Annotated in this window: 17 protein-coding genes and 1 tRNA gene; all 18 read right to left on the bottom strand. The window is 40.6% G+C overall.

Annotation, left to right across the window (positions count from 1 at the left end; all coding sequences use genetic code 11):
- Nucleotides 1-18 precede the first annotated feature (18 nt).
- The 18 genes from nuoL to pstC all read right to left on the bottom strand — a co-directional run bounded on the left by nuoL (nt 19) and on the right by pstC (nt 16,475).
- A complete protein-coding gene (nuoL, locus tag C7H79_RS11800) occupies nt 19-1,959 on the bottom strand; it encodes an NADH-quinone oxidoreductase subunit L (RefSeq protein WP_106707459.1) in 1,941 nt (646 codons plus the stop codon).
- Between the two features lie 59 nt (nt 1,960-2,018).
- Entirely contained in the window at nt 2,019-2,324 is a 306-nt protein-coding gene (gene nuoK / locus C7H79_RS11805) for an NADH-quinone oxidoreductase subunit NuoK (protein WP_106707460.1), read from the bottom strand.
- 55 nt (nt 2,325-2,379) lie between these two features.
- Entirely contained in the window at nt 2,380-2,985 is a 606-nt protein-coding gene (locus tag C7H79_RS11810) for an NADH-quinone oxidoreductase subunit J (RefSeq protein ID WP_106707461.1), read from the bottom strand.
- Between the two features lie 19 nt (nt 2,986-3,004).
- The gene (gene nuoI, locus C7H79_RS11815) at nt 3,005-3,493 is read right to left on the bottom strand and encodes an NADH-quinone oxidoreductase subunit NuoI (RefSeq protein WP_106707462.1); all 489 of its coding nucleotides are present in this window, start codon (nt 3,491-3,493) and stop codon (nt 3,005-3,007) included.
- A gap of 13 nt (nt 3,494-3,506) precedes the next feature.
- The gene (gene nuoH / locus C7H79_RS11820; protein WP_106707463.1) at nt 3,507-4,604 is read right to left on the bottom strand and encodes an NADH-quinone oxidoreductase subunit NuoH; all 1,098 of its coding nucleotides are present in this window, start codon (nt 4,602-4,604) and stop codon (nt 3,507-3,509) included.
- A 22-nt stretch (nt 4,605-4,626) separates the two neighbouring features.
- Nucleotides 4,627-7,050: an NADH-quinone oxidoreductase subunit NuoG gene (gene nuoG, locus C7H79_RS11825; protein ID WP_106707464.1), complete on the bottom strand. Its 2,424-nt coding sequence runs from the start codon at nt 7,048-7,050 to the stop codon at nt 4,627-4,629.
- A 68-nt stretch (nt 7,051-7,118) separates the two neighbouring features.
- The gene (gene nuoF, locus C7H79_RS11830; RefSeq protein WP_106707465.1) at nt 7,119-8,396 is read right to left on the bottom strand and encodes an NADH-quinone oxidoreductase subunit NuoF; all 1,278 of its coding nucleotides are present in this window, start codon (nt 8,394-8,396) and stop codon (nt 7,119-7,121) included.
- The gene (gene nuoE, locus C7H79_RS11835) at nt 8,393-8,869 is read right to left on the bottom strand and encodes an NADH-quinone oxidoreductase subunit NuoE (protein ID WP_106707466.1); all 477 of its coding nucleotides are present in this window, start codon (nt 8,867-8,869) and stop codon (nt 8,393-8,395) included. Before nuoE ends, nuoF begins: the two co-directional genes overlap by 4 nt.
- 2 nt (nt 8,870-8,871) lie before the next feature.
- Complete coding sequence (locus C7H79_RS11840) at nt 8,872-10,125, bottom strand: NADH-quinone oxidoreductase subunit D (protein ID WP_106707467.1); 1,254 nt, start codon at nt 10,123-10,125, stop codon at nt 8,872-8,874.
- Nucleotides 10,126-10,174: 49 nt separating this feature from the next.
- A complete protein-coding gene (locus C7H79_RS11845; protein ID WP_106707468.1) occupies nt 10,175-10,795 on the bottom strand; it encodes an NADH-quinone oxidoreductase subunit C in 621 nt (206 codons plus the stop codon).
- Nucleotides 10,796-10,804: 9 nt separating this feature from the next.
- Entirely contained in the window at nt 10,805-11,281 is a 477-nt protein-coding gene (locus C7H79_RS11850; protein ID WP_090319159.1) for a NuoB/complex I 20 kDa subunit family protein, read from the bottom strand.
- Between the two features lie 4 nt (nt 11,282-11,285).
- Nucleotides 11,286-11,642, bottom strand: a complete 357-nt coding sequence (locus C7H79_RS11855; protein ID WP_106707469.1) for an NADH-quinone oxidoreductase subunit A — start codon at nt 11,640-11,642, stop codon at nt 11,286-11,288.
- Between the two features lie 51 nt (nt 11,643-11,693).
- Nucleotides 11,694-11,778, bottom strand: a tRNA-Leu gene (locus tag C7H79_RS11860).
- A 57-nt stretch (nt 11,779-11,835) separates the two neighbouring features.
- Entirely contained in the window at nt 11,836-12,219 is a 384-nt protein-coding gene (gene secG, locus C7H79_RS11865) for a preprotein translocase subunit SecG (protein WP_106707470.1), read from the bottom strand.
- A gap of 18 nt (nt 12,220-12,237) precedes the next feature.
- Entirely contained in the window at nt 12,238-12,993 is a 756-nt protein-coding gene (tpiA, locus tag C7H79_RS11870) for a triose-phosphate isomerase (RefSeq protein ID WP_106707471.1), read from the bottom strand.
- A 734-nt stretch (nt 12,994-13,727) separates the two neighbouring features.
- Nucleotides 13,728-14,522: a phosphate ABC transporter ATP-binding protein PstB gene (pstB, locus tag C7H79_RS11875; protein WP_106707472.1), complete on the bottom strand. Its 795-nt coding sequence runs from the start codon at nt 14,520-14,522 to the stop codon at nt 13,728-13,730.
- Between the two features lie 7 nt (nt 14,523-14,529).
- Nucleotides 14,530-15,456 (bottom strand): phosphate ABC transporter permease PstA, encoded by a 927-nt coding sequence (pstA, locus tag C7H79_RS11880; RefSeq protein ID WP_106707473.1) that lies wholly within the window; start codon nt 15,454-15,456, stop codon nt 14,530-14,532.
- Between the two features lie 86 nt (nt 15,457-15,542).
- A complete protein-coding gene (gene pstC / locus C7H79_RS11885; RefSeq protein ID WP_106707474.1) occupies nt 15,543-16,475 on the bottom strand; it encodes a phosphate ABC transporter permease subunit PstC in 933 nt (310 codons plus the stop codon).
- Nucleotides 16,476-16,907 lie beyond the last annotated feature (432 nt).

Raw genomic sequence — 16,907 nt, forward strand, 5'->3', positions numbered from 1 at the left:
ATTACTTTTGCATGCAGGCTAATAAAGCCATAACGTCAATAGAAAAAATACGCCAACAATCATTGTAAACGCGTAATGATAGATATAACCTGTCTGGTAACGACGCACGATTGTAGAAGTCAACGCAACCATTCGTGCTGTCCCATTGACAAAGAATCCATCAATAATCTTGATATCGCCATATTTCCAAAGAATCGTACCAATAGCACGTGTTCCACCAGCAAATAGCCATGAATATAGCTCATCTACATAATATTTGCGATCAAGAAGGTTGTACACTGAGCCAAAGCTTGATTTTATTTTTTCTGGAATATCGGTTCTAACACAATATAAATACCAAGCACTAAAAATACCTACCATCGAAAGCCAAAATGGCGCAGTATACAAAGCATGCATCATCATTGCGCCAATACCAGAAAATTCGGCTCCTAACTTTTCTATCGCATCATGGTGTGGCAGAACATGAATTGCGCTGCTGAAGTAGTCACCAAAAACCATTGGGCCTATAAACCAACCGGCCGCTATAGTCGGTATGGCTAGCACCACTAACGGCACGGTCACAACCCACGGTGATTCATGCAAATGTTCCTTGGTGTGTTTATCCATCCGTGATTGCCCATGGAATGTCAAGAAGATCAAGCGAAATGTATAAAAGGCTGTTACAAATACCGTTGTCAAAACACAAAAATATGCAAATCCGGCACCTGGTATATCAGCAAAGTGAACAGCCTCAATGATGGCATCTTTAGAGAAAAAACCAGAAAATCCGGGAACACCTGCACTAGCCAGTGCAGCAATAAACATGGTCCAATAAGTGATAGGCATATAGCTTTTAAGTCCGCCCATTTTTTGCATGTTTTGCTCATGATGCATGGCAATAATGACAGAGCCAGCGCCTAAGAATAAAACAGCCTTAAAGAATGCATGTGTCATCAAATGGAAAATTGCAGCGGAATAGGCCGAGGCTCCCAGCGCTACCGTCATGTAACCGAGTTGCGATAGTGTGGAATAGGCTACGACACGTTTTATATCGTTCTGAACTAGAGCAATAAGTGCCATAAACAATGTGGTAATTCCACCAATCACCAAAATAATCGATAAAGCTGTATCGGATAACTCAAAAAGTGGCGACATGCGCGCCACCATGAATATGCCCGCGGTTACCATTGTGGCAGCATGAATCAATGCCGAAATAGGGGTTGGCCCCTCCATTGAATCAGGCAACCATACATGCAAAGGAAACTGCGCGGATTTGCCCATTGCGCCTATAAATAACAAAATGCAAATTACCGTGATAACCAGCCAGGATACACCGGATATTAATTCAATTTTTTCATCGACGATGTCAGGAGCTTGCGCAAAAACTGATACATAATCAAGGGTACCAAAATGGACCAGTATCATACCAATACCTAAGAGAAAGCCAAAATCTCCGACACGATTTACTAAAAATGCCTTCATATTGGCATAAATGGCAGTAGGGCGCGTGTACCAAAAACCGATTAACAAATATGAGACAAGTCCAACTGCTTCCCAACCAAAAAACAATTGCAAAAAATTATTTGACATCACCAGCATCATCATCGAGAAGGTGAACAATGAGATATAACTAAAGAAACGCTGGTAACCTGGATCATCATGCATATAACCAATAGTATAGATATGCACCATAAGTGAGACTAAACTGACAACAACCATCATGGTTGCCGATAATTGATCAATCAAAAACCCAATCTCAAATCGAGTATCACCTGTTATCATCCAAGTATAAACGCTACCGTTATAGCTATTTCCTTCCAATACATCCAAAAAAATAATGATGGAGGCTAGTAAGGAAGCAAATACTAATGCGATCGTGACACGATGACTCCACGTAGGTCCAATAAAACGTCCTAATAATCCTGCGATAATTGATCCTAAAAGCGGAGCCAACGGTACCAGTAAATAAAGTTTCTGCATCTTGATTAATAATTCTTATTTTATTAATTATAAAACACTTATAGCATTGATTCTCTTAGCTAACCTTTAAGTTTATCTAAATCGTCTACATTGATTGTATGCATATTGCGAAATACCGCCACTAGTATTGCTAAACCTATAGCCGATTCGGCCGCCGCAACTGTTAAGATAAAGAATACAAAAATTTGTCCAGAGATATCTTGCAAGTAGTGTGAAAAAGCAACAAAGTTCATATTTACCGCCAGTAGCATTAATTCTATTGACATCAATAAGATAATGACATTCTTTCTATTAAGAAAAATACCAACCACCCCTATTGCAAACAAAACCGCGCCAAGTATCAGATAGTGAGACAATGAAATCAAATGGGTTACCTCTTAATATATTTTATGATCATCAAACCGAGACAAGTTCACTAGCTCATTCCTTTTTTTCTGACGGCATGGTCACTATGCGAATTCTATCTTCCTTTCTTACCTTAACTTGTTTAGATGGATTCGGCGATTTCTTATCTTCGCGATGGCGCAGTGTTAATGCTATTGCCGCAATCATTGCAACCAATAAAAGCACAGCTGCCAATTCAAAAGCATACACATACTCGGTATATATTAAGCGTCCCAGTTCTTTGGTGTTACTGTAATCAACGCCTTTTGGTTCGGGTATAGGCATTTCTTCACGCCCAAAGTATTTACCCATTAGAACCATTGAAATTTCTACTACCATGACCAGAGCGATCATTGCACCAAATGGAAACCACTTCCAGAATCCTTCTCTTAACTGGTTCAGATTGATATCCAGCATCATCACCACAAATAAGAACAAAACCATGACAGCGCCGACATAGACCAACACAAGAGTAATCGCCAGAAATTCTGCTTCTAGCAGTAACCATAAGCCAGCGCATGTTATAAACGACAACACCAGTAATAAAGCAGCGTTCACTGGATTACGTACAGTAATTACACCGAGTGCGGATGCAATGAGTATTACGGAAAAAAAATAAAATAAAATATCTTGGAAAATCATTTGTATTTACCAGCAAGATTCACCGATAGGGTGCATCGGCTTCACGGTCCTTAGCAATTTGTTCTTCATATCGATCTCCCACTGCTAATAGCATTTCTTTTGTATATATAAAGTCCTCTCTCTTTTCACAGTGATACTCTAGTATACGCGTTTCAACAATTGAATCGACGGGACAGGATTCTTCACAAAAACCACAAAAAATGCATTTACTCAAATCGATATCATAGCGTGTCGTCCGCCGCGTTCCATCTGCACGCTGTTCTGATTCGATAGTTATTGCCAACGCCGGACAAACAGCCTCACATAATTTGCAAGCTATACATCGCTCTTCTCCGTTTGGATAACGACGTAGCGCATGTAAACCTCGAAAACGTGGTGATTGAGGAGTTTTTTCTTCTGGATAATGAACGGTTATCTTTGGTTTAAAAAGATATTTCCCAGTAACTTTCATACCTTTCAATAATTCAAATAATAAAAAGGTACTAAAAAAATTTTTGATACGATTCATTTTATTTCCCTATTTAAAACCAGATATTTAGCGGAAACACATTTCGAACTGATTCTGGCAATTGCATTATTGAGCCTAATAAAACGATCCACACAAGGGTTATAGGAATAAATACTTTCCAACCCAATCTCATAATCTGATCATAGCGATAGCGTGGAAATGTCGCACGAAACCAAAGAAAAAAGAACAAAATAAATGCAATCTTTAACAACAACCAGATAAAGCCAGGTATCAGCGTAAATGGCGCAATATCAATCGGTGGCAACCAACCACCCAAAAACATGATAGCAGTTAGAGTTGCAACCAAAATCATATTGGAATATTCAGCCAGAAAAAACACGGTAAATGCCATGCCTGAATAATCCACATGAAAACCTGCAACAATTTCTGACTCACCTTCAGCGACATCAAAAGGTGCACGATTTGTTTCGGCTACACCTGAAATCAAATATACCAGGAACATCGGAAAAAGCGGGATCAAATACCAGTTTAAGAAACTGTTTCCTTGCTGACCACTTACAATATCACCTAGGTTTAGACTTTGTGACATCATCAGGACACATACTAATGCAAACCCCATTGCCAGCTCATACGAAACTACTTGAGCTGCTGAACGCATGGCTCCAATGAAAGCGTATTTTGAATTCGATGCCCATCCCGCGATAATGATGCCGTATATGCCCATGGATGTCATTGCCAGAATATAAAGTAATCCGGCGTTGATATCCGCAAGCACGAGTTCTGGTGAAAAAGGAATTACAGCCCAAGCAGCTAATGCCGGCATTATTGTTAGTATCGGCGCCAGAATAAAAAGAAATTTATTTGCACTAGTTGGAATTATAATTTCCTTCATGATTGCTTTTACAGCATCAGCAATCGGTTGTCCCCAACCGCGTAACCAAGGTATACCAAAGAAAGTCACTCTATTGGGCCCCACGCGAATTTGCATATACGCAATTATCTTACGCTCGGCAAAGGTAAGATAAGCTACGCCTAATAGTAATGGAACAACAATGGCAAAGATAAATGTCAAATTTGTGGCTAACGAGAACATCATGACTCCCCACTCCGCACCCAATATTTCCACAAACTGTTGTTGAATATTCTCCATTAATAAACTCCAACCTTTGCCATCACAATTTCTCTATTTTTACTTCACCAAACAAAGCGCCTAGCGCTGCTGTTTTGGGGTGCGCGCATGCAATGCGAACACAATTAGGAGGCAATTTTTCATCTAGGGCTGCTTCAAGTTGCACGAGTCCTTCCCCCTGTCTAACTTTTATTTTATCGCCTGGAACAATACCTAAATTCTCCAATATTCCAGCCGACATCCAAGCCTTCGGGAGTTCAGCATCATGTGTAGCTTGTAAAGATTCGGCTCTACGAACAATCGGGTCTGCTTGATAAATCGGCACTTCCCCAATACGCTCAATACCTTCTTTCTCTACTATCGAAATGGCAGTTTCAAAATTTTCTAAATTATTATTCAGATATCGACAAATCTCAAATTCATCAGGAAAAATTTCCGCACGTATCTGCTCTGTCGTTTCATAATCGAATTTTTCCAGCGACAATAAATTTGCCAGCACACGCAATACCTTCCATGCAGGCCTAGCTTCACCTAATGGTGAAACCACTCCATTAAAACTCTGCACTCTTCCTTCTGTATTAACATAAGTGCCAGATGTTTCAGTAAATGGCGTAATTGGTAGTATTACATCGGCATAATTTTTAGCATTTCCTTGGTAGGCACTTAATGACACAACAAATTCACTTGCTTTAATCGTTTCTAGTGCTTGTTGAGAATTGTAGGAATCATATTCCGGTTCCACGTTCATTAATATAAATGCCTTGCTTTTTTCATCTGTAAGTTCATTTTCAAATCCCAATAGTTGCGCAGCGTTCAATCCGAATTCCAATTGATTCGATCTTTCCGTGATTGATAACCCCGAAGTTGCAGCACTCACTCTCGGTATCGCACCGGCAAGAAAGGCGCCTACGCTATTGGAAGCTTCACCCAGTACACCATAACTTGCGCCACTCATTTTAGCAATCAACCCTGTAAGCCAGTTTAACTTAGCATAATCAGGGTGATGCTGCGCAATATTTCCTAAATAAATTGCAGCCGGTGTGTTTTCAATCAAGCTAGACGCAATAGCGAAGGCACTGGTCGTGTTCGAAGCACCTAATGAATTAATGGCTCGTTGTAACTCTTCCGTCTGTTCAATTCCCTTTATTTCAACTACAGCTTTTAGAATCTCAGCCAAGGCTTTGATCATTAAGCTCGGCACAACAATTATTTTGCTTGCAACATTAACTAACAGATCATCATCTACTGGGTTTACGATATTTAATTGCATCCCATTCTTTGCAGCCTGTCGCAAACGTTGCGCTATAAGAGGATGATCTTTACGTAGCGTACTGCCGATAATTAAAGCTGACTTTAATTGCGAAATATCTGCAATACTAGTTCCCAGCCAAGGTACACCCTGCATTTTCATGTCTGCACTAAAATCGGATTGACGTAGGCGATGATCAATATTATTACTACCAAAACCTCGTAACAATTTTTGCAATAAATAAAGCTCTTCCGTGGTGCTATGCGCAGACCCTAATGCGGCAACTTTATTAGCTCCATATTGATTCTTTATTGCTTGAAGAGCGTTGGCTGTAATTTCTAGCGCTTCCTGCCAATCACATTCAAACCACTCACCATTACGCTTGATCATGGGGTGGATCAATCTGTCTTCAGAATTCAATCCTTCATATGAGAATCGATCTTTATCAGACAACCAGCACTCATTAATTTCCTCATTCTCTCGAGGAAGTACACGCATCACACGATTTTGTTTAACTTGCACGACAAGATTCGATCCTAGACCACAGTGCGGACTAACTGATTTCCTTCGTGATAATTCCCAAGTACGAGCCGAATATCGAAATGGCTTACTGACCAATGCACCAACCGGACAAAGATCAATTACATTGCCCGATAATTCAGAATCCACTGTTTTACCGACAAAAGCAAGTATTTCTGCATGCTCACCACGCCCAGCCATACCAAGCTCCATAATCCCGGCAATTTCCTGACCAAAGCGAACACAACGTGTACAGTGTATACATCGCGTCATATCTGTTGATATTAATGGCCCCAAATTCTTGTTAACAACGACCCGTTTTGCTTCCGAATACCTTGATCCACTCGAACCGTATCCTACAGCAAGATCTTGTAATTGGCATTCACCGCCTTGATCACAAATAGGACAATCCAGTGGATGATTAATTAACAGAAACTCCATCACTCCTTTTTGTGCAGCTACAGCTTGCTGTGAATGAGTGTATACCTTCATTCCATCCATTACTGGTGTTGCGCAAGCTGGCAACGGTTTGGGCGCTTTTTCTACTTGCACCAGACACATACGGCAATTGGCAGCAATGGATAATTTCTTGTGATAACAGAAATGTGGAATATAAATACCAATTTGTTTTGCACCATCCATGATGGTGCTTCCCTTGGATACAGATACTTGCTTACCGTCGATTTCTATATTGACCATCGGTTATAATTCTTGAGTTAATCACGGATAATTGAATTGACGTGGTCTGATTATTACTCTTTTAATAATCAGACCATACATTTTTTATGTTGTATATGGTGAACAAACTCGTCCCGGAAATGTTGAATCATTGCACGCACAGGCATGGCTGCTGCATCACCCAGAGCGCAAATGGTTCGCCCTTGTATGTTATCAGCGATATTATCAAGCAGATCAAGATCTTCAGGTCTGCCCTTACCATGCTCAATGCGATTGATAATACGATAAAGCCATCCGGTTCCTTCCCGGCACGGTGTACATTGCCCGCAGGATTCCTCATAGTAAAAATAGGACAGGCGCTCCAGTGCTCTTACCATACATGTTGTCTCATCCATGATGATAACAGCACCTGAACCAAGCATTGATCCAGCTTTAGCAATAGAATCGTAGTCCATATCGGTTTGCATCATGATCTCACCAGGCAATACAGGCATTGATGATCCACCGGGGATACATCCTTTCAGCTTTCGCCCTCCACGCATGCCTCCAGCTAATTCCAATAACTTTGCAAAAGATGTGCCAAGCGGTATTTCATAATTCCCTGGCTTGTTTACATGGCCTGATACTGAAAATATTTTTGTGCCACCATTATTAGGCTTGCCAAGTTGCAAATATTTCTCTCCGCCGTTACGAATTATCCAAGGAACTGAAGCAAATGTTTCTGTATTGTTAATTGTGGTTGGCTTACCATAAAGCCCATAATTAGCTGGGAAAGGGGGTTTAAAACGTGGCTGACCTTTCTTGCCTTCTAGGGATTCGAGCAATGCCGTCTCCTCTCCGCAGATATAAGCACCAAATCCATGATGATTATACAGTTGAAAGTTAACCGATGAACCTAGAATATTATCTCCAAGATAACCTGCTGCGCGCGCTTCCTCAACAGCTTCTTCCATACGTTCATAAGTTTCCCATATCTCTCCGTGGATATAGTTATATCCCGCTTTCACTCCCATCGCGTATGCCGCTATTATCATACCTTCAATCAGAATATGCGGGTTATAGCGCATAATATCCCGATCTTTAAAAGTTCCTGGTTCGCCTTCGTCTGAATTGCAAACGATATATTTATCACCCTCATATCCTTTAGGCATGAAACTCCATTTCAAACCTGTAGGAAAGCCCGCTCCCCCGCGTCCACGAAGCGCTGATTTCTTTACTTCTTCTATGACTTCTTCAGGAGTTATTTTATTTTTTAGTATTTTTCTTAGAGCCGCATATCCTTCGCGTTGTTCATAACTCTTGATACGCCAATTTTCAGGATCAGATGGCTCTACTCCATTCATTAACGTCTGCGGGTACCGATTCATTCGCTCAGTTCCTCCAGCAATTTATCGATCATTTCTTTAGACATAAAACTACACATGCGTTTATTATTCACTAATAAAACTGGTGCATCTCCACAGGCGCCGAAACACTCGCCCTCCTTTAGGGTATATTTCCCATCTGGTGTTGTTTGATTGAATTCAATACCTAATTTTTCTTTTAGATATGTTGCACTATCATTACTTCCTGATAAAGCACAAGGCAAATTAGTACATATCGTAATTTTGTACTTACCTATCTGCTCTAGATTATACATATTATAAAAAGTAGCTACCTCATAAACCGCGATTGGTGGCATACCCAAATATTCAGCAACAAAATTCATTGTTTCATTGGCCAACCAGCCTTTTTCCTCTTGCGCAATTGCAAGCGCTGACATGACAGCTGATTGTTTCCTGTCAGTCGGATATTTAGCGATCTCACGATCTATTCTTTTAAGAGATTCAGCACTTAACATCGTTATCTATCTATCTCACCAAATACTATATCTTGCGTACCAATAATAGCAACCACATCAGAAATCATGTGTCCTCTGGACATTTCATCCAAAGCAGCCAGATGTGCAAAACCAGGAGCACGAATCTTCAGTCGATATGGTTTATTGGCTCCATTAGATACCAGATAAATACCAAACTCTCCTTTAGGATGCTCGACTGCAACATAAGCCTCACCCGGCGGCACATGAAAACCCTCTGAAAACAACTTGAAATGATGAATCATTTCTTCCATGTTTTGTTTCATTTCTACACGAGACGGCGGTGCAACTTTATGGTTGTCAGTAATAACCGGCCCCGGATTATTACGCAACCAATCGATACATTGCTTTATTATGTGATTTGACTGACGAAATTCTTCCATCCGCACCAAATATCGATCGTAACAATCTCCATTAACGCCGATTGGTATGTCAAAATCAAGACGATCGTAGACCTCATAGGGTTGTTTCTTCCTTAAATCCCATTCCACGCCTGATCCACGCAACATTGGCCCAGTAAATCCCAACGCCTTGGCACGTTCAGGAGAAACAACACCAATATCAACCAAACGTTGCTTCCAAATCCTATTATCCGTTAGCAAAGTCTCATATTCATCAACATAGGTTGGAAAACGATTGGTAAAATCTTCAATAAAATCTAATAAAGAACCTTCCCTATTTTCATTCCGTACGCGAGTTTGCTTTTCGCTGTGGATTTGTGAAGATTGGTACTTAGGCATTGAATCCGGCAAATCGCGATACACCCCACCTGGACGGTAATAAGCAGCATGCATTCTAGCGCCTGATACTGCTTCGTAGCAATCCATCAAATCTTCTCTTTCGCGAAAAGCATATAAAAACATTGTCATAGCACCAACATCAAGTGCATGGGCACCAATCCAGAGCAAGTGATTTAGAATCCGAGTAATTTCATCAAACATTACACGTATATATTGCGCTCTAATGGGCACCTCAATGCGAAGCAGTTTCTCTATAGCCATGACATAAGCATGCTCGTTCACCATCATAGAGACATAATCTAACCGATCCATATAGGGAACTGATTGAAGATATGTTTTATTCTCTGCCAATTTCTCAGTCGCACGATGCAACAAACCGATATGCGGATCTGCACGCCGAACAACTTCCCCATCTAATTCTAGAACCAACCTTAGCACGCCATGAGCTGCCGGGTGTTGCGGTCCAAAATTCATAGTGTAATTACGTATCTCAGCCATAAGTTACTTCTTTTAATTTCTTTTAATAAACACAATCATGCGGCGATCATCAGAATTCACTATCCCCATAGTGTTCTTCACGTATTACGAGCGGCGTTATTTCTCGCGGCTCGATACTAACAGGTTGATAAATCACCCGCCTTTGCTGTTCATCATATCGCATCTCGACATGACCAGTTATCGGGAAATCCTTACGGAACGGATTTCCGATAAACCCATAATCAGTCAAAATACGACGCAAATCAGGATGATCGGCAAAAACTATGCCATAGAGATCAAATGCCTCTCGCTCAAACCAATTAGCAGCAGGCCATATTTCGGTTACCGAATGCACCACAGGAAACTCATTATTTTCAGCTAGGACTCGGACACGTAACCTTTGATTTTTCTCCACCGAGAGCAAATGATAAATTACTGCAAAGCGCTTATTTCTAAGCTCGTATTTAGCTGATAATTGATCGCCATAAGTTGAATAATCTATCCCACACAAATCAATCAATGTATCGAACCTAAGCGCTGAATCATCACGCAATATTTTACTTACAGCTCTGATATCCTCGGCATTCACTACGATGGTCAGCTCATTCTGCTGTACTTGCAAATTGACTAATTTTATCTCTAATGAATTGCGTAATGCTGCAGCAAGACCTTCTTGTTGAATAGTAGACATTCTAATAATTTAGCGTGCGATTGTGTTAGTGCGATTAATTTTATTCTGTAGCTGAATGATGCCATACAATAAAGCCTCTGCTGTTGGCGGACAACCTGGCACATAAATATCAACTGGAACTATACGGTCACACCCACGAACTACCGAGTAAGAATAATGATAATAGCCACCGCCATTCGCACATGACCCCATCGATATTACCCACCGGGGTTCAGCCATTTGATCATAAACTTTACGTAAGGCAGGTGCCATTTTGTTACACAACGTTCCAGCAACAATCATGACGTCTGATTGGCGTGGGCTTGGTCTAAATACTATTCCAAAACGGTCAAGATCATAACGAGAAGCTCCTGTTTCCATCATTTCAACCGCACAACATGCCAATCCAAATGTCATTGGCCACATTGACCCAGTCCGCCCCCAGTTAATAATCGAATCCAAGCTAGTGGTAACAAATCCCTTTTCAAGTGTTCCTTCTATACTCATAGCATTAATCCCACTCTAAAGCACCTTTCATCCATTCGTAAATAAACCCCACCACCAAGATGCTTAGAAAAATCATCATAGCAACAAATCCAAACAACCCAATTTCATCCAACACGATTGCCCATGGAAAAAGAAAAGCAATTTCCAAATCAAACAAAATAAACAATATCGCTACCAAATAGTATCGCACATCAAACTTCATCCGCGCATCTTCAAACGCCTCAAATCCACACTCATAAGGTGAAAGTTTTTCACTATCAGGATTGTTTGGTGCTAGCAACCAACCACAAAGCATTGGCACAACCCCAACTAGAAAGCCAACAATTAGAAATAATAGAATTGAAAAATAGTTTTCAAGCATCTTAAATTAATACGCCAGAATTTATAGAGAATAAAATATTAAAATCACATATGGTGCCGACGGCGAGACTCGAACTCGCACAGCTTTCGCCACCGCCCCCTCAAGACGGCGTGTCTACCAATTCCACCACGTCGGCAGCAAAACCATGCACACTATCTCATTTTAGATTTCTACGCCAATTTTATCGCAGAAACTACTCAGGTATTTTGTTAACTATCGAGTTGTTTTCTACCTCAGGTATGTTATTTGCACGTTCTGAAGCAGATGTTTCATCCAAGCCTGCCGCTGCAGCATTTTCAGATTCCACAGTATCATCCATGACACTCATTACACTTTCACTCGCAGTTTGATTCATGGAGAAATAGGTTAAGCTTAATGTCGTGACAAAAAACATCGCAGCAACAAAACTTGTAGCGCGGCTTAAAAAAGTAGCTGAGCCGCTAGCCCCAAACAAACTGCCTGCTGACCCACCACCAAATGCAGCCCCCATATCTGCGCCTTTACCATGCTGTAATAATACCAAAACTATTAATAGAATCGCTAACGAAACATGTGCGGTCCAAACCAATATTTCCAACGTTATACTCCAAAAATTTTAATGACGAGACGCGCGACAAATTGTTATAAATTCGCTCGCTATCAGTGAAGCACCTCCAATTAAGCCTCCATCAATATCAGGCATGGCAAATAGCTGTGGAGCATTATTTGCTTTAACACTACCGCCGTAAAGAATAATCAACTGATTAGCCACTCCTAAATTCTGTTTAGCCACACCTGCTCTTATAAATGCATGAACCTCTTGCGCCTGTTCTGGCGACGCTGTCTTACCTGTACCAATGGCCCACACCGGTTCATAAGCAATGACTGCTTTACTTAGCGACTCAATCCCTGCCACATTAATCACCGACATTAACTGCTGCTCAATGACTTGCTCAGTTATCTTCGCTTCGCGCTGTTCCAGAGTCTCTCCAACACATAAAATTGGCGTTATGCCGGCACGTTGGGCTGCTACATATTTTTCCGCAACAACATCATTGTCTTCACCAAACAGCATTCTTCTCTCTGAATGCCCTACAATAACATATTTGCACTGAAAATCACTCAACATAGATGCTGAGATTTCGCCAGTATACGCCCCCTTCTCATATTGACTTACGTTCTGAGCGCCCCAAGCTATTGTCGTATTCTGTAATTCGTTTTGTGTTGACGGGAGGTAGACATAAGGCACACAAACAACAATGACATCTTCACGCACCCCATTTAGCTCAGCAACTAATGCAGCGAGTAGCTGTTTATTTTCTAGTAAATTACCGTACATCTTCCAGTTACCAGCAACCATCTTTTTACGCATTTTACTTCTAGCTCCAACTTCCCAAAATGGTCGATGCTACCCTTGATTCTGTACCAAGTCAATTGCACTTCATCAGTGATATCTGATTAAGCTTTCCATGGCAAAAAGCTAGAGCGTTTCTCCTTGATCTCAACTTCCACTAAGACCGAAGTTTTCTCTCGCCACTTCGCCCGCTCGCTTTCCCTTGTATGCGCCCTCCAATCAGCTCAACATCAATTTCATCAATTCATATGTTGCGTTCTACACTAATCCGATGCCTCATCGCAACACGGAGTTTGCGTAGCAAGCTCTTACTAGCTGTAACACATGATACCTTGTTGCTTTGTTTGGACAAACGCAATGTCAGGTAGCCTACTTATCCGATGCAATCAGGTAAATCGCTCAGAACCACTTGATCAGTGGCCAACTGCCCGAGAGAGAAATAATGTGCCTCTCGTCAGTGAAGTCTTGCTATGGCATTGATTGAATTCCGTGGATATTCGAGTGGTAATGGCATAATAATGGTCATATCCGCAGCACGTGCATCGAACATATTCACGTCAGCGCTGACAACAACGTTAAAGCAGAGGCAACTTTTGTTCCATATTGCTTCCGCTAATCCAGCTAATACGTCTCTCTCAATTTCGTAACCAAAATCCTTATCTCATTGGTCTTAATAAATATGAAAGAGAATCAAAAAAGTTTCATAGGCATCTTCTAAGATGCACGAACAGATGCTTCTTGAATTACAGCAATTAACCAAAGCGGCCAGTTATATAATCCTCGGTCTGTTTGTTTTTAGGTTTAATAAATATAGTATCCGTCACATTAAATTCAATTAACTCACCCAAATACATGTAAGCAGTGTAGTCCGATACTCGTGCAGCTTGCTGCATATTATGAGTAACTATAAGTATAGCAACTTTAGTCTTTAAGTCGGTAATCAATTCTTCAATGCTAGCCGTCGCTATTGGATCAAGCGCAGAAGTCGGCTCATCAAATAGCAAAATCTCAGGATCTGTTGCTAGTGCACGAGCTATGCAAAGTCTTTGTTGCTGCCCCCCTGAAAGATTAAAAGCGAGATTATGCAAACGATCTTTCACTTCATCCCACAAAGCCGAATTGCGCAAAGCCACTTCCACTTTCTCATCTAGAAGCGCTCGCTGCTTAATTCCCCTTACACGCAATCCATAAGCCACATTTTCATAAATCGATTTAGGAAAAGGGTTGGGTTTTTGGAACACCATACTTATTCTCATTCGCACTTCGATCGGATCGACATTAGATGCTAAAATATTCACATCATCGGGATGCAAAATTATTTCACCTTCATATCGATTACCCGGATACAAATCATGCATGCGATTAAAGCATCGTAAGAATGTCGATTTACCGCAGCCGGATGGGCCAATTAATGCTGTAATTTTTTTATCGTGCAATACCATGTTAATATTTTTTAGTGCATTAAACTCTCCATAGAAAAAGCTGAGGTTTTTCACTTCAGATTTATATTGAGCAGATTCTGCAATTTGTTTATGATCTATCTGCATTATTCCCTTACCACTTAATATTTTTACGCATTCTATAACGTAAGTAAATTGCCAGACCATTCATAGCTAGAGTCATAACTACTAAGACTAACCCTGCTGCGGCTGCGTTCAACTGAAATGCTTCCTCGGGTCGTGACACCCAATTAAACATTTGAATCGGCATCACGGTAAAAGGGGCTGTGAGCCATTCAAATGATATATAGGGGAATTCATTTTTTACTGGAGAAGGAGGTAAGAAAGCAATAAACGTCAATGCTCCAATAGTTATAATTGGTGCAGTTTCACCAATTGCCCGCGCCAAACCGATAATAATTCCTGTTAGGATCCCCGCTGAAGAGTAAGGCAATATATGATCCGACACCGTCTGCCACTTGGTTGCGCCCAATGCATATGCCCCTTCTCGTATTGTAATAGGAATCGAACGTATCGCCTCACGAGTGGCCACAATTACAACCGGCAGGATTAATAGAGCTAATGCGAGTCCCGCTGCCAAAATACTTTGTCCAAAGCCGAATTGATATACAAACAATCCTAATGCAAGCAAACCATAAATGATTGAAGGAACACCCGCCAAATTGGTGACATTAATCTCAATGATCTCTGTCAGAAAATTTTTAGGCGCGTATTCTTCCAAATATATACCCGATCCTATTCCCAATGGCACCGCGGCAATTGCCGTTACGAGCATAACTAAAGTAGTTCCAACCCAAGCAGACAAAATCCCAGCGGATTCAGGATGCCTTGATGGAAATGATGTAAAAAACTCCCAGGATAAACGGGGCATACCATTGATTAACATATGTGCAAATAATGCCATAAATGTCAATATTGCTATCATTAACGCTATAACACCAGTTATCATAAAAATCATATCCCACCTTTTATGAAGGATAATGATTCTTCTGATCTCTTCGAGGCTTTTTATACTTCTCATTGCATGCTTCCATAAGCAAACATCTTAAAAGACTGTTTTATTATTTTACATCAGCAAAATTGCTTGTATTAAAATCGATTCTGACATCAATAAATTTCCCGATATCGTTTGCGTAACAAATGTCCGATGATATTGAATACAAGCGTTATTAATAACAAAGTCAAACCAGCAGCGAATATGGTCTGATAACCAATACTTCCATGCGGTAAGTCACCCAGACTAACTTGCACAATATAGGCCGTGATAGTTGCCGCTGGTTCCATTGGATTCCATGTTAGATTTGGCTGCATTCCGGCGGCAATGGCTACTACCATTGTTTCTCCAACAGCACGTGATATACCCAAAATATAAGCAGCAGCTATACCAGAAAATGCAGCCGGCATTACTACGCGAATGGCTGTTTGATAACGTGTAGCGCCCATGGCGTATGAACCTTCTCTCAGATTCATTGGAACTGCTCGCATAGCATCTTCGGTCATTGAACTTACATACGGGATAATCATTATTCCCATCACCAATCCAGCAGATAGTAAATTAAAACCTGGCAGTTCAGGAAAAATTGTCTGTAATAATGGAGTTACAAATAATAATGCAAAGTATCCGTACACAACTGTTGGTACACCCCCTAGCAATTCAAGGAATGGTTTAGCAATTTCGCGCACAGTAAATGGCGCAAATTCGGAGAGATATATAGCAATAATGGTGCCCATAGGAAGCGCGACCAATAAAGCAATCATAGAACTTACCATGGTTCCAGAGATCAGTGGCAGTATCCCATAATGAGCATCATCAAATAATGGTGTCCACTGTGTATCGGTTAGAAACTCCCAGATTGATACCTGTCGAAAAAAAACAATAGATTCCTTCAGAAGCATTGCAATGATTGCAAGCATTATTGCAATCGAAAGAATTGCTGATAGGAACAAAAAAATTTCTATAAATCTTTCATGCAAATGCCGACGAAAACTATATCCGAGTTTTCCAGCATAAACTAATTTATTTTGTGACTCTTCTGCCACAGTGAAAGCCCTTCTATAAGTTGAAGCACTATAGTAAGAGAGTTGTTAACTGATGAACAAAATTCAGTCATTAATCAGAGTTATTTTTTGATTAGCGCTGATTTACTTCAGAACAATTTTATTAAAAGCTAATCTTTTCGCAAAAATTTTGCAGTTACTATTGCTTATTAATAAAATTACCAGAATAAAACCCTTTCTTTTTGAGATTCTTTTTTCTAATCTTCAGAAAAAATCTTTGACTCTGGAGATATGATTATCTCCAGAGCTCTGATACTCACAAAGCTAAATTTAAAATACAAAGCTGATTATTCTTCATCATCGTCTTCGTCGTCATCACTCTGAGACTCGCTTTCGGCTTCATCACCACTATCAGCTTCGCCGTCTTCGTCGTCATCGTCGTCGTCCATATCATCAGGCTTTAACACCAGCTTG

Source organism: Nitrosomonas supralitoralis, assembly GCF_003011925.2.
GTDB classification, from domain to species: Bacteria; Pseudomonadota; Gammaproteobacteria; order Burkholderiales; family Nitrosomonadaceae; genus Nitrosomonas; species Nitrosomonas supralitoralis.